The 23,329-nt window shown below is 29.5% G+C and carries 25 protein-coding genes, 1 pseudogene and 1 riboswitch; of the genes and pseudogenes, 7 read left to right on the top strand and 19 right to left on the bottom strand.

Annotated elements, in window-relative coordinates; all coding sequences use genetic code 11:
* Window positions 1-78 precede the first annotated feature (78 nt).
* Window positions 79-978, bottom strand: a complete 900-nt coding sequence (rocF, locus tag B3W71_RS11120; RefSeq protein WP_346888996.1) for an arginase — start codon at window positions 976-978, stop codon at window positions 79-81.
* 404 nt (window positions 979-1,382) lie between these two features.
* Between rocF and B3W71_RS11115 the strand changes: the two genes are divergently transcribed.
* A complete protein-coding gene (locus B3W71_RS11115) occupies window positions 1,383-1,676 on the top strand; it encodes a hypothetical protein (RefSeq protein WP_346888995.1) in 294 nt (97 codons plus the stop codon).
* A gap of 60 nt (window positions 1,677-1,736) precedes the next feature.
* Here the strand turns inward: B3W71_RS11115 and B3W71_RS11110 are convergent, their stop codons facing one another.
* The 10 genes from B3W71_RS11110 to B3W71_RS11065 all read right to left on the bottom strand — a co-directional run bounded on the left by B3W71_RS11110 (window position 1,737) and on the right by B3W71_RS11065 (window position 11,241).
* Complete coding sequence (locus B3W71_RS11110) at window positions 1,737-2,021, bottom strand: putative quinol monooxygenase (protein ID WP_346888994.1); 285 nt, start codon at window positions 2,019-2,021, stop codon at window positions 1,737-1,739.
* 150 nt (window positions 2,022-2,171) lie between these two features.
* On the bottom strand, window positions 2,172-3,107 hold the full coding sequence (arcC, locus tag B3W71_RS11105) for a carbamate kinase (protein ID WP_346888993.1): 936 nt from the start codon (window positions 3,105-3,107) through the stop codon (window positions 2,172-2,174).
* A 118-nt stretch (window positions 3,108-3,225) separates the two neighbouring features.
* Window positions 3,226-4,221: an ornithine carbamoyltransferase gene (argF, locus tag B3W71_RS11100; RefSeq protein WP_346888992.1), complete on the bottom strand. Its 996-nt coding sequence runs from the start codon at window positions 4,219-4,221 to the stop codon at window positions 3,226-3,228.
* Window positions 4,222-4,382: 161 nt separating this feature from the next.
* Window positions 4,383-5,615 carry an arginine deiminase gene (arcA, locus tag B3W71_RS11095; protein ID WP_414632020.1) on the bottom strand — a complete coding sequence of 411 codons (1,233 nt, stop codon included), beginning with the start codon at window positions 5,613-5,615 and terminating at the stop codon, window positions 4,383-4,385.
* A gap of 182 nt (window positions 5,616-5,797) precedes the next feature.
* Entirely contained in the window at window positions 5,798-6,988 is a 1,191-nt protein-coding gene (locus B3W71_RS11090) for a MerR family transcriptional regulator (RefSeq protein WP_346888990.1), read from the bottom strand.
* Between the two features lie 259 nt (window positions 6,989-7,247).
* The gene (locus tag B3W71_RS11085) at window positions 7,248-8,273 is read right to left on the bottom strand and encodes a low specificity L-threonine aldolase (RefSeq protein WP_346888989.1); all 1,026 of its coding nucleotides are present in this window, start codon (window positions 8,271-8,273) and stop codon (window positions 7,248-7,250) included.
* 38 nt (window positions 8,274-8,311) lie between these two features.
* Window positions 8,312-9,133 carry a metal ABC transporter permease gene (locus tag B3W71_RS11080; RefSeq protein ID WP_346888988.1) on the bottom strand — a complete coding sequence of 274 codons (822 nt, stop codon included), beginning with the start codon at window positions 9,131-9,133 and terminating at the stop codon, window positions 8,312-8,314.
* A complete protein-coding gene (locus B3W71_RS11075) occupies window positions 9,126-9,836 on the bottom strand; it encodes a metal ABC transporter ATP-binding protein (protein WP_346888987.1) in 711 nt (236 codons plus the stop codon). Before B3W71_RS11075 ends, B3W71_RS11080 begins: the two co-directional genes overlap by 8 nt.
* 1 nt (window position 9,837) lies before the next feature.
* Window positions 9,838-10,812, bottom strand: coding sequence for a metal ABC transporter substrate-binding protein (locus B3W71_RS11070; RefSeq protein WP_346888986.1), 975 nt, complete (start codon window positions 10,810-10,812; stop codon window positions 9,838-9,840).
* Window positions 10,813-10,830: 18 nt separating this feature from the next.
* Window positions 10,831-11,241, bottom strand: coding sequence for a Fur family transcriptional regulator (locus B3W71_RS11065; protein ID WP_346888985.1), 411 nt, complete (start codon window positions 11,239-11,241; stop codon window positions 10,831-10,833).
* Window positions 11,242-11,541: 300 nt separating this feature from the next.
* Between B3W71_RS11065 and B3W71_RS11060 the strand changes: the two genes are divergently transcribed.
* From B3W71_RS11060 to B3W71_RS11040, 5 genes are all read left to right on the top strand, one after another.
* Window positions 11,542-12,420 (top strand): metallophosphoesterase, encoded by an 879-nt coding sequence (locus B3W71_RS11060; protein ID WP_346888984.1) that lies wholly within the window; start codon window positions 11,542-11,544, stop codon window positions 12,418-12,420.
* A 167-nt stretch (window positions 12,421-12,587) separates the two neighbouring features.
* Window positions 12,588-13,076, top strand: coding sequence for a hypothetical protein (locus B3W71_RS11055; protein ID WP_346888983.1), 489 nt, complete (start codon window positions 12,588-12,590; stop codon window positions 13,074-13,076).
* A 130-nt stretch (window positions 13,077-13,206) separates the two neighbouring features.
* Window positions 13,207-14,667, top strand: a complete 1,461-nt coding sequence (locus B3W71_RS11050) for a UDP-N-acetylmuramoyl-L-alanyl-D-glutamate--2,6-diaminopimelate ligase (protein WP_346888982.1) — start codon at window positions 13,207-13,209, stop codon at window positions 14,665-14,667.
* 112 nt (window positions 14,668-14,779) lie between these two features.
* Window positions 14,780-15,571, top strand: a complete 792-nt coding sequence (locus tag B3W71_RS11045) for an SDR family NAD(P)-dependent oxidoreductase (RefSeq protein WP_346889017.1) — start codon at window positions 14,780-14,782, stop codon at window positions 15,569-15,571.
* Between the two features lie 87 nt (window positions 15,572-15,658).
* Window positions 15,659-15,964 (top strand): hypothetical protein, encoded by a 306-nt coding sequence (locus B3W71_RS11040; protein WP_346888981.1) that lies wholly within the window; start codon window positions 15,659-15,661, stop codon window positions 15,962-15,964.
* Between the two features lie 188 nt (window positions 15,965-16,152).
* Here B3W71_RS11040 and B3W71_RS11035 read toward each other — a convergent pair whose 3' ends face one another.
* The 4 genes and pseudogenes from B3W71_RS11035 to B3W71_RS11020 all read right to left on the bottom strand — a co-directional run bounded on the left by B3W71_RS11035 (window position 16,153) and on the right by B3W71_RS11020 (window position 18,744).
* Window positions 16,153-16,428, bottom strand: a complete 276-nt coding sequence (locus tag B3W71_RS11035) for a nucleotide modification associated domain-containing protein (protein WP_346888980.1) — start codon at window positions 16,426-16,428, stop codon at window positions 16,153-16,155.
* A 98-nt stretch (window positions 16,429-16,526) separates the two neighbouring features.
* The gene (locus tag B3W71_RS11030; RefSeq protein ID WP_346888979.1) at window positions 16,527-16,712 is read right to left on the bottom strand and encodes a hypothetical protein; all 186 of its coding nucleotides are present in this window, start codon (window positions 16,710-16,712) and stop codon (window positions 16,527-16,529) included.
* Window positions 16,713-17,192: pseudogene (locus B3W71_RS11025) on the bottom strand (IS1595 family transposase); the annotation flags it as partial. It lies immediately after the preceding gene.
* Between the two features lie 58 nt (window positions 17,193-17,250).
* A complete protein-coding gene (locus tag B3W71_RS11020) occupies window positions 17,251-18,744 on the bottom strand; it encodes a nicotinate phosphoribosyltransferase (RefSeq protein WP_346888978.1) in 1,494 nt (497 codons plus the stop codon).
* A 346-nt stretch (window positions 18,745-19,090) separates the two neighbouring features.
* Here B3W71_RS11020 and B3W71_RS11015 point away from each other — a divergent pair, with 346 nt between their 5' ends.
* Window positions 19,091-19,984, top strand: coding sequence for a D-alanine--D-alanine ligase (locus B3W71_RS11015; protein ID WP_346888977.1), 894 nt, complete (start codon window positions 19,091-19,093; stop codon window positions 19,982-19,984).
* A 67-nt stretch (window positions 19,985-20,051) separates the two neighbouring features.
* Here the strand turns inward: B3W71_RS11015 and B3W71_RS11010 are convergent, their stop codons facing one another.
* The 4 genes from B3W71_RS11010 to B3W71_RS10995 all read right to left on the bottom strand — a co-directional run bounded on the left by B3W71_RS11010 (window position 20,052) and on the right by B3W71_RS10995 (window position 23,183).
* The gene (locus B3W71_RS11010) at window positions 20,052-20,741 is read right to left on the bottom strand and encodes a radical SAM protein (RefSeq protein WP_346888976.1); all 690 of its coding nucleotides are present in this window, start codon (window positions 20,739-20,741) and stop codon (window positions 20,052-20,054) included.
* A 1-nt stretch (window position 20,742) separates the two neighbouring features.
* Window positions 20,743-21,303: an ECF transporter S component gene (locus tag B3W71_RS11005; protein WP_346888975.1), complete on the bottom strand. Its 561-nt coding sequence runs from the start codon at window positions 21,301-21,303 to the stop codon at window positions 20,743-20,745.
* A 19-nt stretch (window positions 21,304-21,322) separates the two neighbouring features.
* On the bottom strand, window positions 21,323-22,303 hold the full coding sequence (locus B3W71_RS11000) for a nucleoside hydrolase (RefSeq protein WP_346888974.1): 981 nt from the start codon (window positions 22,301-22,303) through the stop codon (window positions 21,323-21,325).
* Window positions 22,304-22,442: 139 nt separating this feature from the next.
* A riboswitch (PreQ1 riboswitch) is annotated at window positions 22,443-22,487 on the bottom strand.
* 90 nt (window positions 22,488-22,577) lie between these two features.
* Window positions 22,578-23,183, bottom strand: coding sequence for a DUF445 domain-containing protein (locus B3W71_RS10995; protein ID WP_346888973.1), 606 nt, complete (start codon window positions 23,181-23,183; stop codon window positions 22,578-22,580).
* Window positions 23,184-23,329 lie beyond the last annotated feature (146 nt).

Below are 23,329 nucleotides of genomic sequence, written 5' to 3'. Positions count from 1 at the left end.
AACTAATTTTCATATAAAAATATATTCTTAATCATATTATACTACATTTCTACATATTCTAATTATTTATTTTTATATCTATATTAATTCTCCTATTTTCTTTATTAATGCAATGCAGTTTTTTGCAGTCATATCACTTTCATCTAAAGATGGATTAAATTCTACGAAATCCATAGATTTAACTAGTCTAGTATTAAATATACTAGTTAATAACTTTTCTGCATCATTTATATTGAATCCACCTGGCACTGGGGTTCCTGTACCTTTCATTATTTCTGGATCTACAGAATCTATGTCAAAACTAAGATGAATATTTTTTATTCCTCGTACCTCTAAAGCTTCTAAAAGTTCTTGACATACTTGTTCTACACCTATTTCTCTTACTTTCTCCATATTCCAAACAGTTAAATCTATATCTTTAATTAGTTGAAGCTCACCTTCATCTAAATCTCTTGCCCCAATTATAAATACATTTTCTTTTTTAACTTTGATGCCATCAAAATATAAATTTGTTAAAGATTTATCTCCAAATCCCATAGATGCAGCTAAAGGCATACCATGAACATTTCCTGAGGGACTTGTCTCAAATGTATTTATATCTCCATGAGCATCAATCCATATTACAGCTATATCTCCGTTGAAATACTTACTTACTCCTGCGACACTTCCTGTAGCTAGTGCATGATCTCCACCTAAGGTTATAGGAAAACCTCCACTACAAAGAGCTCCATAAACTGAATGAGCTAGATTCTCAGTTACTTCTAAAATTTCATTAATGTATTTTGCATTTACTCCGGCCGCAAAAGGTTGCTTATTCTTTGTATTATCAACATATATATTCCCTAAATCATATACCTTATTTTTATGATTTTCCAACAATTCTCTAATTCCATTTTCTCTTAGTGCATCTGGTCCATTTTCTACGCCTGCTCTATCACATCCATAATAAAGAGGTACTCCAATTAAGTTAATATCCATATAAATTCTCCTCCGTTAAAATGCTACTTATGTTATATTAGCATTTAGTTAAATTTTACTGTCAAATTCCTATTTCTATTATGTACCCTTCTAATATAACTTAGAAATTTTTCATCAATTATTACTTTATTCCAAAACTAATAAAATTACAATAGAAAACTAATATTTATTTTGTTTGATATATATATTTTTCTATACTAATAATTATATTATTCATTAATCTTAAAGATAATTGTATGGTTATCTTTAAGGCTTTATAATATCTGTAATAAACTTCATTTTATTTTAAAATATATTTCATAAAACTTTTATCTCTAAAGTATATTTGTATAGAAGCTATTTTTCATCTTAATAACATGTATTTTTATACATGAATTTAATACTAATTAAGGAGTGATATTTAAGTGAATGATGACTTTAATGGACTTAAAAACTTGAATAATCCAAAACACTCAAATTATGATAATGTGACTTTAGGTAGCTACAATAATGGAAGAGAAGATGTAGTTTCTACTGGAACATGGATCGTAATTATGATTATCATGGTTATTCCCTTCATAAATATAATTGCAATGTTTATTATGGCTTTTACTGATATGAATACTAATATTAAAAACTTTGCAAAGGCTGAATTAATTTTATTTACTATTATCTTTGTAATAATTTTTCTATTTAAAGGCTGTTCTATAATTATTTAGTCCTTTTTATTAATATTATAAAGACCTATTTCAACACTTTTCATGAAATAGGTCTTCTATCTATAACTTTTTATAAAGGGTTATTTCTGTTTCACCTTCCTGAAATTTGGCAAGCTCTGGCACAAGAGTGGTGAAGTGCTTAGTACTATTATGTAATTTTATTGCTTCTTCATTTTCCCAACGCTCAATAAATGCAACTACACTACTGTTATTTAAATCTTCATACAGTTCATATTCTATACATCCTTCCTCTTTTCTACTCTCATCTATAAGTTTGCTTGCTAAATTTTTAAACTCTTCTTTTTTCTCTTTATTAATAGTCTTTTTTGCTACAATAGTAATCATATTTATATTCCTCCGTGATTAATTATTTAGTTACCTATAAGAATTATAGCATCATTGTTAGTATTTATATATAAAAAGGAGGACTTAAAACATCTTTATAATATGCTATAAATCCTCCTTCCTCGTCTAATTTAATCTAAGAAAATACCACTATTTTGTTATTATAGTTCCTGTGCTACCATGTAATGCTTCTTTAGCTCTTTCTAAAGAAGTAATTAGGGCTTTACCATTATTAGTGAACCTTACATAGTCCATACATGCTTCTACTTTTGGTAACATTGACCCTTTAGCAAAATGACCTTCTTTTATATATTTATCTGCTTCTTCTAAATTAATTTCTGATAATTCTTCTTGGTTTGGTTTATTGAAGTTTATACAAACCCTATCAACAGCTGTTAAAATAACTAGCATTTCTGCACCTAGATCCTTTGCAAGTTTAGCACTTGATTTATCTTTATCTATAACTGCTGCAACACCTCTAAGAGATCCATCTAATTCTTCTACTACAGGAATACCACCACCACCAACAGTAATGACTATAGTCCCTTGCTCAACTAATTGTTTAACTGTTTCAAGTTCTACAATTTTTTGTGGCTGCGGAGATGCAACTACTCTTCTGTATCCTCTACCAGCGTCTTCAACAAAGGTAAATCCTTTTTCAGTAGCTATTTTTTCAGCTTCTTCTTTGCTATAGAACATTCCTACTGGTTTACTTAAGTTTGTAAAGGCTTCATCCTTTTCATCAACTACTACTTGAGTAACTATAGTAGCAACATTTTTTTTAATTCCTCTAGATAAAAGCTCTGATCTAATTGATTGTTGTAAATGATATCCAATATATCCTTGACTCATGGCACCACACTCTGCGAAAGGCATTAATGGAGTGTTAGCCCCACTATTTGCTGCAAACTCCATGGCTAAGTTTATCATTCCTACTTGTGGACCATTACCATGTCCAACAATTACATTATATCCTTCTTCTACTAAGTCAACGATAGTTTTTGCTGTATGTTTAACTAGCTCTAATTGTTCTTCTGCTGTTTTTCCTAAGGCATTTCCCCCTAAAGCTATTACTAGTTTTTTCATTTAATTCACCTCATATATAATTTAAAATAAAATATGTTCAGAATATAATATTTAATTAGTTAGTTAAATATTAGGTTAAGCCCCTTCCTTTCCTAACGGTAAGAAAGGAGCTTAATTATTATAGCCCTATAGTTGCAGCCATAACTGCTTTAATTGTATGCATTCTATTTTCAGCTTCATCAAATACTACAGATTGTTTTGATTCAAACACTTCATCAGTAACTTCCATTTCAGTCATTCCAAATTTTTCTCCCATTTCTTTTCCAACTGTAGTTTTTAAATCATGGAATGCTGGTAAACAATGCATGAATATAGCTTCTGAATTAACATTTTCCATAACAGCTTTGTTTACTTGATATGGTCTTAATTCTTTTATTCTTGCTTCCCAAACCTCATCTGGTTCTCCCATAGAAACCCAAACATCAGTATAAATTACATCTGCATTTTTGGTTCCTTGTAAGACATCTTCAGTTAATGTTATAGTACAACCATTTTCATCAGCAATTGCTTTACAAGTTTTAACTAACTCTTCAGCAGGGAATAATTCTTTAGGTGCACAAGCTGTAAAGTTTAAACCCATTTTTGCACAAGCAACCATTAAAGAGTTCCCCATATTATTTCTAGCATCACCCATGTATACAAAATTAATTCCTTTTAATGTTCCAAATTTCTCTTCTATAGTTAATAAATCTGCAAGCATTTGAGTTGGATGGAATTCATTTGTTAATCCATTCCAAACTGGAACTCCTGCATAAGCTGATAATTCTTCAACTATTTCTTGTTCAAAGCCTCTATATTCTATACCATCATACATTCTACCTAGCACTCTAGCTGTATCTGCAATAGATTCTTTTTTACCCATTTGAGAACCTGTAGGTCCTAAATAAGTAACACCCATTCCTAAATCCATAGCTCCTACTTCAAAAGCACATCTTGTTCTAGTAGAATCTTTAGCAAATAGTATTGCAACATTCTTTCCTTCCAAATATTTATGTGGTACTCCTGCTCTCTTTAAATTTTTGAAGTTCTTAGATAAATCTAATAAATATCTAATCTCTTCTGATGTGAAATCCAATAATTTCAAAAATGAACGTCCTCTTAAATTAATAGCCATTGTTATACTCCTCCTAATATGTTATAATAATTGTGTTTAGTTTTATTTTATTCTTCTTTAGTATTTTATTATTAGATACTTAAAGAAGATTTCTTATTTTGTAAAGTTTTATTTTCAAAATTAAATTTACAATATTAATAAGCTTAATTAGATTTATTTCTTTAAGGTTCACGAATTAAAGGCATAGACATACATCTTGGGCCTCCACGACCTCTTGATAATTCTGATGATGGTATAATATGAGTTTTTATTCCATAATCCGTTAATATTTTATTTGTTACATAGTTTCTTGAGTATACTATAACTTCACCTGGTCTTATACATAAGGTATTAGAACCATCATTCCATTGTTCTCTTTGTGAAATTACATAATCTCCACCACCACATCTAATCAATTTCACATCACATTCTAAATATTTAGACAATATTTCTTGTAAAGTCATACTCTCTTTAACTAATTTTACTTTCCCCTGTTCCCCTTTAGTTAATTCAAATATTTCAAGAGGCCCTTCTATTTGTGGGTGAATAGTGAACTTATCATAGTCAACCTGAGTAAATACTGTATCTAGATGCATATAAGCTCTTGTTTTTGGTATCTTGAATGCTAATACAGTTTCAATTTTATTATCTGGTGTTTCAAAGAATATTCTCTCCGATATTTTCTCAATAGCCTGTGGTGTTGTTCTTTGAGATATTCCTATAGCAAGAACCTTTTCTGATATATTCAGTATATCTCCACCCTCTATATTGTATTCAAAATCCCTATCGTATACTCTGTGAGTTCCCTTAAAATCTGGATGATATTTAAATATAAAATGTGCATATATTGTTTCTCTATTTCTAGTTTCAGAATACATTCTGTTTAAACTTACAGAATTACCTATAGATGCAAAGGGATCTCTTGTAAAATAAAGGTTTGGCATCGGATCTGTAATAAAAGGATATGATTGATTTACATAATCTTCTAAATGTTTTGTTTTAACCTTTGGCAATTCTGATTTACTAATTCCAGCCATCGTCTTTTTAATTAATTCCTCATTACACTTAAAGCTATTTAAATAATCATATAAATCCTCTTGAGCTTGATCACTTTCTACCCTTGCCTCTTTTATAAATAGTTTAATAAATTCATCTTTAACATCAGGTTCTTTTATTACTTCTGCAGCTAATTCATGTAAATACACAACCTCTACTCCATTGTTCCTTAAAACCTGTGCAAAAGCATCGTGCTCTTCCTGGGCTACTTTTAAATAAGGAATATCATCAAATAGTAATCTTTCTAGATATTCCGGTGTTAAATTTTCAATTTCAGCGCCAGGCCTATGCAACAAGACTTTTTTCAATGGCTTAATTTCGCTTGTAACATTTATCCCCATAACTCTTCCCCTTCTCATGTAATATTTTGTTAGTTAAAATTACTTTATTCAATCTAACAATTTTTTATTTATAATATCAATATCCCATAATTCAAATGATAAATTAAATTATGTAATATTGGTTTACACAAGTAAAAGTTTACACTTTTCAAGTAACTTTCTAAAGTTTATAGTTGATATGAATAAAATCACATGGACTTTCATATATTTTCAGCTTTAAATAACCCTAAGTTACTAGTTATATAAATTTCTCCATTTTTATCAATATTTTTCTTGATATAACTTTCAAACTCTTTTTTCTTATTATCAATGATATCTAGTATATTTCCAGGTATGGAATAGATATATTCTAATATGCCATTAGTATCGTTAACAATAAGCTTATCATCATATAAAACTTTCTCTACCTTATTAAAATATCTATTGAGTATACCCTTACCATTTTCAAGACCAAATTTAGAAGATAGCTTGTCTTCATATATACGTATACTACTACTAAAACTTAACATTAACTCTTGTAGTTCCTTCATATGATTACTTCCAAAGGTAGAACAATATACTAAACCTCCAGGTTTAACTACCCTCTTAATTTCAGATAAAGCCAAATCTATATCCTTCATAAAAAATAATATATGATTAGCAATTACTATATCAAAGCTGTTATCACTAAACGGTAATGAATTCAAGTCAGTTATTATGAAATTAAATCTATTGGAATTATCTCTTAAGTTTAATTTTGCTTCATCCATCATATCTTCACAGATTTCTGTTAAAGTAACATCTACATTTTTGTATAGATTGTCCATATTTTTAGCCCATAAGACTCCATTACCACAACCTACCTCTAAAACTTTATCATTCTTTTTAATATTTATATTATCAAATACCCAGGAGTACCAACCATACTTATTAGTAGAGAATCTATCCATTAGCTTAACACCTTCATTTAAATTAGATACATCTCTACTACGTTGTAATAACGCCTTCTCACTCTCTAGAGATTTTATTACATCAATAGCTTCCTCCCATTTCATATTAGAGTTCTCACTCATACTAAATTCTGCAGTTTCTATAGCGTTTAATACTTCCTTTATATTGTTCATCTTATTTTTAATAATACTTTTCTGAAGTTTCAGAGAATTTATTAGATCCTCTTTCTTGTAGTCACACTTTTCTGTGCTTATAATTTCATCTAAGGATAATCCTAGATATTTTAAAGCTAATATCTTTTTTAATTTTATGAAATCTTCATCGGAGTAATATCTATATCCTAAATTATTGAGATAAGATGGTTTAAGAATTCCTTTACTATCATAATATCTAATAGTTCTAATAGTAACTCCAGCCTTCTTTGCAAATTCCCCTGTGGTATAAAATTTATGATCATTCATATTTATCCCTCCAAAGTAATTGTATACCTTACCCCATACTAATATTTTAGAAGGTTACGTAAGGTAACTGTCAATACCCTTTATGAATTTTATTACATTTTTACAACTTATTAATTATGCATATAATAATTTTATCATAATTTTATACAATATTCCCACTTTTCAATATAATGCTAATATTTAGTCTAATATTTCTGTTGCTATATAATAAAAAAGATAGAATTAACTAGTATATTTTAGTCTTCTATCTTTTTATAGATTAATTATATAGTTTTACATCGGATATAAATTCTAATACTTTTTTCTCATCTGTTGCCCAAGATGTAACAAGACGAATAGCTGAGTTTTCTTTATCAACTTTTTCCCAAATTATAAATAAATATTTCTCCTCAAGTTTTTTAATTAAACCATTAGGCAATATAGGAAATATTTGATTACTAGATGAATTTATCATAAAACTGTAACCTGCATCTTCAATACCTCTTTTAAGAATCTCTGCCATATTATTAGCATGAATTGCTAAGTCAAAGTATAGGTTATCCTTAAATAATTCTTCAAATTGAATCCCTAATAGTCTTCCCTTTGCAAGTAGAGCTCCCTTTTGTTTGATATGATATCTGAAATCCTTCTTCAAAGAATCTCTACATATTATGAGAGCCTCTCCCATTAAAGCTCCTCCTTTAGTTCCTCCTATATAAAACGCATCAACTAATTGAGCTAATTCATGGATTTCCATATTATTCTCTTTAGAACATAGAGCTGATCCTAATCGTGCACCATCAAGATAAAGATATAAATCATTTTCTCTGCATACCTGGCTTAACTCTTCTAATTCTTCTTTTTTATATATTGTTCCTATTTCTGTGGAGTTTGAAATATATATAAGCTTCGGCTTTACCATATGTTCATCAGTATGTTCTTCTATTACAGCTTCTATATTTCCTCTTGTTAATTTTCCATCTTCCACATCTACAGAAATAACTTTGTGTCCCGTAGCCTCAATAGCTCCAGTTTCATGGACTAATACATGACCTGTTTTAGCTGCAATAACTGCTTCGTGAGGTCTTAAAAAAGCTGATATTGCAGTAAGATTAGTTTGGGTTCCTCCTACTAAAAGATGAACATCTATATCTTCTCTTCTTATTTTTTCTTTAATTAATTTAATTGCTCTTACTGTAAATAGATCTTCTCCGTAACCTTCACTCTGCTGTAAATTACATTTAGCTAAGGCTTCTAATATTCTTGGATGTGCTCCTTCACTATAATCATTTTTAAAACTGTACATCATATCCCCTCCATTTTAAGCCATATCTATATATAAATCTATATTCTCTTCTTAATCAATCCTATTAAAGAAAATATCATAAATGCTATAATATTTACTACTACTATGCTAGCTCCTGCTGGAGTTGAAAAAGCAAAGGATGCCATAATACCAAAGAAAAAGCAAACTATTGATACTATAGAAGAAGAGATTACCACTGATCTAAAGCTTCTACATACTCTCATTGATGTAAGGGCAGGAAAAATAATAAGACTAGATATTAACATAGTACCCATAATTCTCATTCCTATTACAATAGTAATAGCTGTTAAAAATGCAATAAGCATATTATATCCTTTTATCTTTGTACCTGTTGCTTTTGCAAAATTTTCATCAAATGTAACTGCAAAAATTTTATTATAAAATACTATAAATAAAATAAGTACTACCGCAGATAAGCTTAAGCTAAGGTATACATCTCCTTTGCTCATAGCTAAAACACTTCCAAACATATAGTTATATACATCTGTATTCATACCTGTAGTAATAGAAGTTACAATTACACCTATAGCTAACGCACTAGTTGATATAAGAGCAATGGCTGCATCACCTTTAATTTTACTATTTTCACTAATTCTAAGAAGTAAAAATGCTGCTAAAACTACTACCGGTACTGATACTTGAAGAGGTGCTAAATTCATAGCCATAGCAACAGATAGAGCTCCAAATCCAACGTGAGAAAGACCATCTCCTATCATAGAATATCTTTTTAGTACTAAGCTTACTCCTAAAAGAGCTGCACACAATGAAACTAAACTTCCAACAATTAAGGCTCTTATTATAAATCCATAGGAGAATAATTCTTGAAATAGACTAAACACTAGCAACACCCCCTATAAATCTATTACTCACATCACTATTTCTATATTCTTCTGTACTTCCATAAAATAAGACTTTTCCATCTATATGAAGTATCTTATTGGCATTTTCTATTGCACTAGTAATGTCATGTGACACCATAATAATAGTAATTTTATTTTCTTTATTAAGCTTTTTAATTAATTCATAGAACTCAGCAGTTACAACAGGATCAAGTCCTGTTACTGGCTCATCTAAAAGTAATAGCTTTTCTGTAGCACATAAAGCTCTTGATAAAAGTACTCTTTGCTGTTGCCCCCCTGATAAATCAGCATAGGATTTCTTTATTAAATCTTCTATTCCTAATTTTCTCATACTATCTAAAGCCATTTTCTTTTCCTTTTTGGAAAAGAAAGGTTTAAATCCTCTTTTATTTAAACATCCTGATAAAACCACTTCAAAAACTGAGGCTGGAAAATCTTTCTGAATACTAGTTTGTTGAGGTACATATCCTATTTGATTTTGCCTTACGCCATCTCCAAATCTAATTCTTCCAGACTTAGGTGCTTTAATTCCCAATAAGCCTTTTATTAAGGTACTCTTACCTGAGCCATTTTCTCCAACTATACATATGTAGTCACCTTCATTAATTTCAAAATTTATATCTTTTAGAACTATGCTATTTTCATAGCTCATAGTTAAATCTTCACAATAAATTAAAGCCATACTAATTAACACCTACTTTCAAGTTTTCTGCATTCTGTTTCATTAAGCTAATATAAGTAACTCCTCTTTGAAAATCAGCTTTAGATACATTATGGCAAGAATGTAATAATAACATTTTAGCCCCTGTTTCATCACTTATGGTCTTAGCTACTTTTGTACTTGAAAGTTCTCCATAATAAACTACTGGTATATTTTCTTCTTTGATCTCATTAGTAAGCTCTGCTACCCTCTTTACGCTTGGCTCTGAGTCCTCGCTACAAGAATCAAAGGCAGCCTCATAGTCAAGACCATACTCCTTTGCAAAGTAATGCATTGCAAATCTATCTCCAAAAATAATTTTTTTTCTTACTCCATTTTCTACAATAGTTCTAAACTCTTTATCTAACTTATCTAACTCTAATTTATAGTTATTAGCATTTTCTTTATAGTATTCTGCATTATCAGGGTCAGTAGTACATAATGATTCTAGAATATTATCTACCATGATTTTAGCATTAATAGGACTAGTCCAAATATGTGGGTCATATATATGGCTATGTTCTTCTTCACCATGGCTATGTTCTTCTTCATCATGACCATCTGCACTTTTATCTAAATTTATGTTTTTAGATACATCTAAAACTTTAAGATCCGCATTGTCAATACTATCAATTATAGTTTTTGCCCAAGGTTCCATATATTCTCCAGTATATATAAATAAATCTGATTTGTTTATTTTAATTATATCTGCTGGAGTAGGTTCATAGGTATGACTTTCTACTCCTTGGTCCATAAGCATTACAACTTCGCCTTTATCTCCTACGATTTCACGTGCAAAATCATATTGTGGGAATAAAGTAGCTACAACAGTGATTTTATTCGAATCCTTCGTTAATGAATTCTTATTTTCGTCTTCATTGACCTTAGATGTACATCCAGTCAACATACCCATTAAAAATATAGCTGTAATAAAAATTGATACTAATTTTCTTTTCATTCTATCCTTCTCCTTGTCTTACCGATGACACTTACCACAGTGTCCATATAACACGGTTTTTCTACTGTCTATTCTAAAATTATGATGATGTAAAATATGCTCATCAGCTTCTGCAAGGTAATTACATTGAAGATGTATGAGTCTACCACAATCAATACATTTTAAATGAAAATGTTCTTCACAATCATTATTCTCATCTTGATATTGATAACAAGCTCCAATTCCCTCTTCAATAAAGTACTTTCTAATAGCACCCTGCTCTATAAGCTTATCTAGATATCTGTAAACCGTTGATTTTCCTACTGATGTTCCTTCATTATTAAGGTGTATTACTATATCCTCTGCAGTTACATGTTTAGATCTATTTTCTATAAAGTAATTTAAAATTAAATCACGTTGTTTAGTTTTATATCCATTACTTGTACTCACTTTTCATCTCTCCTTAAATATGAAACTGATTCCCAATTTCATATTTTATCACTATGAATTTTTAGTGTCAATAAATTCTAAATAAAATTATCAAAGGTTTATAGTATATAATTTTATATTTTCTATGTAATATCTTATTCTATTTTTATGTTAAACTTATATTTATTACATAACTGTTAACTATTATTCGTTAATGTTTAGTAGGAAAATATATTTATGTATACTAGAAATATACTAGCCTATATATTACTCTGTTATATGGTAATACGATACTTATTAATCTGCACGAGGAGGTTAACTATGATTTACAAAAACATAATCACTATAAAAAAATTAATTATTATTGCACTTTTTCTGATAATCATCATGATTTTTTGCTATTGGCAAAACAATAGTATAATTGTAACTAATATAAATTATGTAAACTCAAAAATTCCTAATAGCTTTAATGGATACAAAATACTTCATATATCTGATTTACACAATAAAGAATTTGGAAAGAATCAGAAAAAATTAATATCTCTAACTAAAGAACTTAATCCAGATATAATTGTGGTTACTGGTGATTTAATCGATAGTCGTAGAACCACTATAGATGATATGCATATAGCTCTTTCCTATATGAAATCAGCCACAGATATAGCTCCTGTATACTATGTCTCCGGAAACCATGAAGAAAGATCGAATCTATATAATGATTTAAAGATTGCCCTTGAAGAATGCGGAGTTATAAATATGGGCGACACTCATAAAGATATAGAGTTAAATGGTGATAGTATTTCTCTTTTAGGCCTTGCGGATATCTCTTCTAACTCCATAATTAGTTCAGAATATAATACCTCGCCCTTAGGATTTGATGAGATATTAGGTAATCTAAAAACTGAAAGTAATAATAAATTTACTATCTTACTTTCTCATAGACCCGAACTAATTAAACTTTATTCTAAGGAAAATATTGATTTAGTATTTTCTGGCCATGCCCATGGTGGACAAATTAGACTTCCTTTTTTAGGTGGACTTATAGCTCCAAACCAAGGTTTCTTCCCAAAGTATACAAATGGTATTCATAAACTAAATTCTACATCTTTAGTAATTAGTAGAGGTCTTGGTAACAGTCTTGCTCCACAGAGATTATTCAATCGTCCCGAAGTTGTTGTTGTAAATTTATCAAATAAGTAGAGTGATGAGATACTATTCTGCATTAACATTTCCCAATATACTATATACATCAACAAATTTTTATTGAAATGCAATAAAAATTTGTTGTAATATTTTAATACCTATGATAATCTTAGATTGTAAACTTTTATTCATCTAAGATTTTTACTTATAGGAGGAAATAAAAAATGTTAAAAGAATTTAATGCTAAAATTCCAAAAAACTACAAAATATTATTATATTTATTAATCATCAATTCCTTAATAGCAATTATTTATTTATCTATAAGCATTATTATAAAACCTCTAGACTTGTATTTTAGAGGATGGATTGATATGATTGCAAGTATTTGTTTATACCTAAGCGGGATTAGTATAATAATTTTTGTTGCTACGGCTTTATGCAATTTATGTGAACATAAATTTTTAAAAACTCTTACCTTTACTTTAGCTACTTTACTTATATTAATATTTAGCTTTTTTAGTTTTATTATATTTGCATTTACTTATAGTCCTGAACATACTATTACAAAAAATAATGAAAAAGTAATAGCAAAAGTTCATATGGGCCTTCTTCACTCCTTTACTGAATTTTATGAACCAGCAACCATATTTTTCAAACGTCCATCTGATATTCAACATGAAGAATTCAAAGGTAGCTATGATCCCTACAAATAAATTATTTTATACTAACTCATTATTTCATAAGCATTTTTTGCAATATTTTAAGCAATTAAAGCACTATTTATTGCAAATTCACTCCGTATAATAAAAGTATAAGAATTTATTAGATGACGGAGGAATAATAATGAAGTTATATAAATTACTTAATGAAATAAGTTACACCCTAATAAATGGACATGTAAATATAAATATTGATAATGTATGCTATGATTCTAGAAAAGTAAAGTCAAATTCTTTATTTATATGCATAAGTGGTAATAATGTAGATGGTCATGACTTTATCAATAAAGCTGTTAAAAATGGCGCTGTAGCCATATTAGTTGAAAAGGATGTTAATTATACAAATCAAGATATAGTTATTATAAAAGTAAAGAATACCAGAATTGCTTTAGCTAATATAGCTAATCTGTTTTATAATGAACCCTCAAAAGAAATAGAACTTATAGGGGTGACGGGGACAAATGGAAAAACTACAATTGTACATTATATCAAAGATGTCCTAGAGAATTACGGAAAAATTATAGGCACCATAGGCACTCTAGGCTTTGATATGACAAATAAGAAAGTGAACATGAGTAAAACAACCCCTACTACTCCAGAAGCTTTAGAACTTCAAGAAGCATTAAGATATTTTAGTGATAACAGTGCTGATAGTGTTGTTATGGAAGTCACATCCTCTGCTCTTGCAAATCATAGAGTAGATTCTTGTGATTTCAATATAGGAATTTTTACAAATCTCTCCCAAGACCATTTAGACGAGCATGGTACTATGGAAGCATACAAAAAAGAAAAAATGAAATTATTTCATAAGTGTAAATTAGGAATTATTAATATAGATGATAATATTGCATCTGAAATAATAAACGATGCCACTTGTAAAATACTAACCTATGGTATAGAAAAGCCAGCTGATATTCGTGCTACTAATATAGTATACGATAATAGATCTGTTAGCTTTAAGATTATTTTAAAAGATTCTTGCAATGAGGTTAGTGTAAACATTCCTGGTAAATTTACTGTCTACAATATTCTAGCTACTATAGCTACCTGTTATGCTCTAGATATGAATATAGAAGATATTTTAAAATTAATTTCTAAAGTTAACCCTGTTCCTGGTAGGATTGAATTAATAAAAAATCATTTAAATAAAAATGTAATAGTAGACTACGCTCATACTCCTGATGCTTTGGAAAAACTTCTTATTATGGCAAGAGAAATAACCACTGGTAGAATTATCACTATCTTTGGGTGTGGTGGAGACAGAGATAAAAGTAAGCGAGGGATTATGGGTAAAATAGCTGGAGCACTATCAGATTATTGTATAATTACCTCAGATAATCCGAGAAACGAAAATCCAGAATTAATTATTAACGATATAGAGTCTGGTATGTTATCTTCCATAACTCCTTATGAAAAAATTGTTAATAGAAAAAATGCTATAGAACGAGGTTTAAAACTTTTAAAAGATAAAGATTTTCTTATAATTGCTGGTAAAGGTCATGAAGACTATCAAATTATAGGTGAAAGAAAACTTCATTTTGATGATAAAGAGGTTGTTAAAGATGCTCTAACAAATTTTCTTTAGCTAAAATATTATATCATTTATTAGTGACTTATGGATAAATTTCCTTAAGTCATTATTTTATAATAAGAATTATAAGTAAAATAAAACACATACTAAATTAGAGGTGATAATGTTGAATCATATATTAATAACTGGTTGTGGATCTGGCCTTGGACGTAAAGCGGCTATAACCTTAGCTAGTAGAGGTCATTATGTGTATGCAACTACTCATACCGATGAACAAGCTTATAGATTAAATATGTTAAATAGAAAATGGAAGCTTCCCATGGAGAACTTTAAACTAGATGTGTTATGTAAGGAGGATAGAGACAAGGTTAGAGATTTAAAAATAGACGTACTAATAAACAATGCTGCTATAGGTGATTCTGGCTCCATAGCTGAAATAGATGTAAATAGGTTTAGATCTACCTTCGAAACTAATGTGTTTTGTCCCATAGAATTGACTCAGATTGTTCTAGAGCAAATGATAAAAAGAGGTAGTGGTAGAATTATCTTTCTTTCCTCCTTAGCTGGTCGTATAGCTATACCATTTTTATCTCCTTATTGCTCTACTAAATTTGCTCTTGAATCTATTGGATATTGCTTAAATAAAGAACTTAAACAACTTCCAAAAGTTCACATTCCTGTAATCTTAATTGAACCTGGCTCCTATGCTACAGGATTTAATCAATTAAATATAAGTAAGCAGTTTAATTGGATGAAGATAAATTCATATTTTAAAAATCATATAAATAAATTGCAACGAAAGCAGTATCTATACTTTAAGGTCACTGAATCAACTAATATGGATAGCATAGTTAATAAATATATAGCTGCTGTGGAAAACCCTCGTCCTAAATTTAGATATATTGCACCTTGTATTCAGGGGTGTGTAGTTAAAGCTAGAGATATATTTTCTAAGTAATTATAAATACTAAATACATTTACTAATGTAATTACTATAATATTCTTATTTAGAAGTTTTTATTTTATAAATATAAGGAGGTCTAATATGACTACTAAATATAATGATAAATTTGAAGAAATTTTATTTAAACCAAGAAACATTGTATCTGCCATGGATGATGATTTAGATTATGTAACTACCTTAAACAAGGATTTAGATCATTTAAAAATTAATGACGATTTCTCTAATGAAGAACAGTTTAAGGATCAGCATTCAATACAAACTCAAAATTCTAAAAATATGTTAATAGATGCCTTAGGAAAAACAGAAAAAGGCCATGAAACCATAAATAATTTAAACCATAGAAAAGACTCCGTAGACTTAAATAGCTTACCTTTAATAAATAAGTAATTTATGATTTAATTCAAAAGCTTCTCATGATTGTACCATAAAATTTTCACTCTAAAGAACATGAGATCTCACAAAATAATATAATTTAAAATAAGGCTTTATTAAAGAATAGTGTTGGTATTATAGCATTTTTTGAAGGAACTCCAGAAGGAGTTCCTTCAGTTCGACTTTTTGAATATTGTTCATTATTACTCTTTATCTCTATTTTCTATTTCAATAATAGTCATGATAGAGTAATTGGCTAAATCTAATAGCGTATCTATAATGCTCTCGTCTTTTACTTCAGCATCCTGTTTAATTAATTGCTTATATCTTCGCAATTTATCTTCTAATCTAATTGCAGGCATAATAAAACCATACTCTTGAAATCCCTCGCTAAAACTATCTCCATAATCCTTATTCTTTGCGGTATATATCTTATTTAAATTTTCACATATTTCCTTATGTCGGTCAATTTTTTCCATATAAAATACTCCTTTCGTTTGATTCGTCATTTACTACAAAGATTCATTTATTATATTATACAGTACAAAATCACAATATTTCAAATATTTAGTATACCTTATACATAAATTGGTTCTCTTGCTCTAAAATCCTTTAATTTTACATCAGTATGATAGGTGTGAGATTGTACCAAAAGATTTTTACTCTTTATAGTATCCTTCTCTGTATTAAAGATTTCAAGCCATTTAAGCCAATACACATAGTTAGCAAGATATTTAGTCTCAACACCATTAAACCTATCCATCTACTTCTTGAGTTTGCTATGGAAAGCATTAATATGCTGTATGTGATATATTCCTTCTTTATGCTTGCCACGCTTAATCTGTTGAAGTTCAATGCCTAAATTCTGGGCGAACTGAATATAACTTTTTTGGGAGTCCGTACAAAGGATGGCTTCATCCTCAATCCTTCCAGTAAAGAGCCTTTCTAAATCTATATGTTTCATTCTTCCTTTGCATATAAATTCTGTAATAAGATTTCCTGTTCTATCGATAGCACAAAGAACACAGATCTGTTCCTTGGATATACCCCTTTTTCTCTTTTCGGTCTTACTACTAAAATTGCCTTTAACGCCTCTATTATGGGACTTTCGTGGCATAGTAAAGGTACTGCTTTTCTTATGGTTGCCTTTAAAAGACTCCCTAAAGAAAGCCTTGTCAACCTCTATAATGCCACCTACACTTCTGATACCCATAAAGGCTCTAATTGCGTCTAATATTTTATAAACATTAGTAAATGATTTATTTTGCCATAGCTACTTTATATTTATATAGGTTTTATCACTAAATTTCTTTCTGAGAATACTTTCCCTCATTAGAATATTTATTAATTAAATCGTACTTTAGTGTCCATAATTTTTCTGATAAATCTACATAATAATTATGTGGATTTTTTAATCTTAGGGATTCTTCCCATAAAGTTTCAAGTTCTTTTTTGCAATGATCTCTAATTTCCTTAATACTAGGAGAAGAATATACACATTGACCTTTTTCAAAAACTTTTACTTGCAATTCCTTTACATAATAATCTGCTAAAACTGTCTTTTTCCACGTATGAATTGGATCAAAAAGAATATAGGGCTTACTTTCATCTATTTCTTCATTGCTTAAAGCTAGTAAATCTCCTACAGATTTATTGGTTTTCTTATCATAAAATCTATATGGCTTTTTAAACCCTGGATTAGTTACTTTTTCTGGATTTTCACTTAATTTTATTTTCGAATCCAGTTTATGGCCGTTTTCTATGGCAACTAACTTATATACACCGCCAAATACAGGACTTGATTTAGATGTTATCAAATTTTCCCCTACTCCAAAGATATCTATTTCTGCCCCTTGTAGTAGCAAATCTTTTATGAGATATTCATCTAGCGAATTAGAGGCAGTTATTTTACAATCTTTCATTCCCGCTTCATCTAACATCCTTCTTGCACATTTTGAAAGATATGCGATGTCTCCGCTATCTAACCTAATTCCTTTTAATCTATTACCCTTTGGCTCTAATATCTCCTTAGCAACTTTTATAGCATTAGGTACACCACTCTTAAGGGTATTATAAGTATCTACAAGAAGCACACTTGATGTAGGATAAACTTCTGCATAAGCTTTAAAGGCTTCATATTCATTATCAAAGCTTTGAATCCAGCTATGAGCCATAGTTCCTACTGATGGAATTCCATAGATTCCTTCTACCATTGTACAGGCAGTACCAACACATCCTCCTATATAGGCAGCCCTTGCTCCTAAGAGAGCTCCATCATATCCTTGAGCTCTTCTAGAACCAAATTCTAAGACCTCTCTCCCCTGTGATACTCTTACAATTCTGCTTGCTTTGGTTGCAATCAAACTTTGATGATTTATAGTTAAAAGTAGCATGGTTTCTATTAATTGAGCCTGCGGAAGTGGACCTCTAACGGTTACAATAGGTTCATTAGGAAACACTACTGTTCCTTCTGGTATAGCCCATATATCGCATTGAAACTTAAAGTTTCTTAAATACTCCAAAAAATCTTCTGAAAATATCCTTCTCTTCCTTAAGAAATTAATATCTTCTTGTGAAAAGCTCAGATTGTTTATATATTCTATTAGCTGTTCTAGGCCTGCTATTACTACATATCCACCATCATCAGGAATTCTTCTAAAAAACATATCAAAATATGCTATTCTATCTTTCATGTCCTTCTTTAAATATCCATTTGCCATAGTTAATTGATAAAAATCTGTTAACATACTTAAATTTCTTTTTATATTTATGCTATCCTCTATTGTAGTACTCATATGCTGGTAAGCTTCCTTTCCTTAGTTTTGTATATTGTCTAAACCTATATTAAATCAAAGGTTTAAATTCAAAATCAGTTATACTATTGTTAGTTATTTCTTAATTGTTGAATTATTATACTAAGGATCATACCCACATATTTTAATTATATTACATTTAATCATTATTCATCTTTAAGTAATTCTTTAACCTTGTCCAAACTAAAATTTTCATCTACTATAACCCCAACTTATTTCTCTATTCAAACCACCTACCCTTAAAATCTCATCCTCTATGGTACTTTCGATTTTCTTTCATTGAAATAAAATTATAGTATAAGATAAATAATTTTAAGGAGAGATGTATATGAAAGTAGGCGTATTAATGGGTGGAATTTCCTCGGAAAGGGAAATATCCCTTTTATCCGGTGAAGAAATGGTTAAGAATTTAGATATGAATAAATATGAAGTTATTCCTGTGATTATAAATTCTAAAAGTGAAGTTATAGATAAGATTCAAAATTTAGAGTTTGCCTTTTTAGCCTTTCATGGAGAATTTGGTGAAGATGGTACTATTCAAAGTGTTTTAGAAAGTTTAGGAGTTCCTTATTCTGGAAGCAATCCTTTAACTAGTGCTCTCTGTATGAATAAAAAACAATCTAAGAGAATTCTTAAGGCTGAAGGTATTCCTATAGCAAATGGTATCAGCATATATAAACATGAAGGTGTAAATTTAAAAGAAATAGAAAAATTAAAATATCCTATGGTAGTTAAACCTAACAGTGGTGGTTCAAGTCTTGGAATTTCCTTAGTTTATAGTCGAGATGAGCTTAGAAGTGCTATTCTAGAAGGATTTAAATATGGAAATGAAATAATTATAGAAGAATATATAAATGGTAGTGAGTATACTGTTCCTCTATTAAATGGTGAGACATTACCTATTCTTTCTATAATCCATAAAGGCACTTTCTTTGATTATGAATCCAAGTATAATGATATAGATACTCTAGAGGAAGTAGCTATTCTTCCTGACTCTCTTCAAAGTGAAATCAATGAAATAGCTGAAAAATGTTACAGAATCTTTGATTGTAAAGCCTATGCTAGAGTTGATATAATAGTGAGCAATGGCAAACCTTATGTACTAGAATTAAATACCTTGCCTGGTATGACTAAAAATTCTTTATTCCCTAAAAGTGCGAAGGCTGCTCACATGAGCTATTCAACTTTACTAGATAAGATTATTGAATTTTCATTAATATAATAATATAAGTGGTGAGCCAATTGGCTCACCTCTTATATTCTATCTTTTAATAAGGCAATTCTTAAAATTAATCTCCCACTCCAAAATCTGTATTTTCAAATAACACTTCAATTTTACTAACATCCTTAAGGAATTTATATTCTCTTTCAAACCAACTTATTAATTCTTCATCCCTCCTTATAGGTGTAGTATTTTCTGTGAAAATATTTATTGTCCCATAATCAAAATGATTTAACACTATATCAATATCTCTTTTAATCATTTCTTTGCTTTGTCCTTTTATACCTACCATTAAGCACACTGAGCTAAAATACTTTCTAACTTCATTATAGTCTTTAAATCTAGCATTTTTATTTAATACTAAATTTCTAAAATTATTATCAAAACTTTCAACTCCAATTTTAAAAACAATTTCAATACCAAAGAAATCTCTTATTTCTTGCAACCTATTTCTATAGCACCAATGGCTTTCTAAAAACATCTTTTTTATATTCTTTTCTCTTATTACTTGTCTAATATTTTCTAAAGTTTCTTTAGGTAATTCAAAGCAACTTCCTGAATTAATTACTTCTAATGTACCATATGTTCCTTTTACTTCCTTTAACACCGACTTATTAATATCATTGATTTCTGAAGAATCTGTTGAATTATCTTCTATATAATCACAAAATGTACACTTCCCCCAAACACATGGAAAAGCCTTTAGTAATACTATTTCTCTTTTATTTTTTCCTATTATTATATTATATCTATCCATACTATTCATTCCTAACAATCTTACTTTTAATATCTAATGGTAGCATTTTAATAATTGTAAATACTAATCCAAAACTCACAGCTTTATCTAATAAATCTGTAAAAATTTGAGTAGAAAAAACTGCTGTAATAATACTAATTCCTGAATTTTTAAGTATTACAACTAAAATACTTGAACCTGAAGAAGTTACCCCTTTAAAAACAAAGGAAGCAATAACTGCTGCCGTTGCTGAACCTAAAACAGTAATTAATAGTATCCTTAAAATTAACTTTAAAACTCCAATCTTCATATCTTTAAAAAACATTCCTGTACTTATTCCCACCACTAATTGTACTGGTAAAAAATAAAAAGATATGGGATCAAAGGTTATACCATTAATAATTGATGATAATCCTCCAACCATAGCTCCGCTTACTGGCCCAAATAGTATTGAAACTAAAATAGTCCCTATGGTATCAATGTAAATCGGAAGTTTTAATGACAATGCTATAAATCCTCCTACTAAATTTATAGCTACTGCCAAACCCATAAATATAATTCTCTTATTCTCTTTACTGTTCATACTTTTAACCTCCCTATTCTTAATTTAATCCGTATTTAGAATTATTTAGAACTGAGATGATATCCTCTTTATGGTTTGGAAAAATTCTTGTTAGAAACATTTCCATAAAACCCTTTGAATTTACTTCCGATAACACTAAACAATTTGGTTTTTCTCTATAAAAGTTCCCTTCGTCCACCAGTGTCATTCCTATGGCTTTTCCTTCTGTAACTACATCCACAAAATATTCTTTTCCAGAGCATAATTCCGGATTAATAAAATATGCTACTGCTAGTGGATCATTAATTACACACCCTAATGTTCTTTCTTGGTTCCAATGAAAATCCACATAAAATTTAGTTATCTTTACAATTAGCTCTCCAAGGGGCTCATTAAACTGCCTTATCATCTCTATATAATTTGGAGTTAAAATACATTGTCTAGTAACATCTAATCCCACCATTGTAATCTTCCTTTTTAATTCCTTAAAGACTTTTTCTACACCATGAGGGTCAACCCAGAAATTAAACTCTGCTACTTGAGAGCAATTCCCAAAACTCTTAAAGGTACCTCCCATAAGAACTAGTTCCTTCATTTTTCTTATGCCTACACAATCTCTCTCTAAAGCTTTTGCTATATTAGTTAAAGGTCCTAGTGCGATAACTGTGATATCCTCTGATTTTAACTCATCCAGAATAAAATCTACTGCACCTTCTTTATAGGCTACCTCCTCTACCCTTGGTAAAAAACTTTCTCCAAGTCCATCACTTCCATGAGTATCTTCTGCAGTAATCAGTTCCCTTTCTATAGGATCACATTCCCCAAGATACACTGGTATATCTAACCTATTTAGCTCCTTAAGTATCTTTAATGCATTTTCTGCCCCTTTCTTTCCATGGACATTCCCTGATACTATAGTTATACCCTTCACTTCTAGCTCCTCTGATTTTAGTGCAAGGATTATAGCCAATGAATCATCAATTCCTGGATCACAATCTATTATTACTTTTCTCTTATCCATATTTTCTCTTCCTTTCTTAATTAAAGTACATATAATAATTAAAGCCTAATATAAAAAATGCCTTGGGATCCATCCCAAGGCATAAAAAATACAACCTAAAAAAGGTCGTACTAAGGGTATAGTACAACCATATAAGTCTTATTCCCTAGTTTTTTATAGAGGGATGGTTACGAACCTCTCCCACAGAATTCTGTGGATTTTTTATTAAATTCTTTAATTAACATATCACATTTTATACTTTATATCAACTTCTTGTCCATAATTATGTGTACCCTTATTTAATCAACATAACGACTAATCCTTGAACTATACCAATTGCAGCTCCTAGGATAAATCCTAGAACCTCGATATGTTTTAATTCCTTTTTTGCTACACTTACAATTATTCGCTCAAGCTCTTGTAAATCCAAATCATTTATTTTTTCTGCCACTAGTTTTTCAATATCTACTCTATTCTTAATATGGCCAATGACTTCACCTTCTATTTCCTTTAATGCTCCATCAACTTCTTGCTCTATAATGTTATCAATCGGCGCTTGTGCCATCATTCTAAAAGGTGCTGGTACAAAATCCATTTTTTCTGCCACTAGTTTTCTTATTTTATTTTTAACTAGCTGACTAAACATAATCTTATCATCTTCTGTAATGGCACTATTAATTATATCATCAATTGATAATAATTCCTTCGCCACTACTTCACCAATATTTTTTGCTATTTCATTTTTTCTCTTGGGAATTAATCCTACTATTTCAAAATTTATTATTGGAATTTTGATTGGATTTATTGGTCTAAACATCAACTTTATAGCCAATATATTAGTCACCCAGCCAATGACTCCTCCTACTAATGCTAATGATACTACTACAACTAAACTGTTCATGATTTCCTCCTAAGTGTCATAAAATTTCTATTAACATTCTACATCACTTACTCTTATTTTTCTATTGAAACTAACTTATTTTTCTAATAAACTATCTTTAAGAGATTACATTATTAAATTTTTAATTTTTTTTAAATTTACTAAAA

Source organism: Clostridium sp. UBA1056 (assembly GCA_002316385.1).
Lineage (GTDB): Bacteria > Bacillota > Clostridia > Clostridiales > Clostridiaceae > Clostridium_J.
This window is presented reverse-complemented; position numbering and strand designations above follow the sequence as displayed.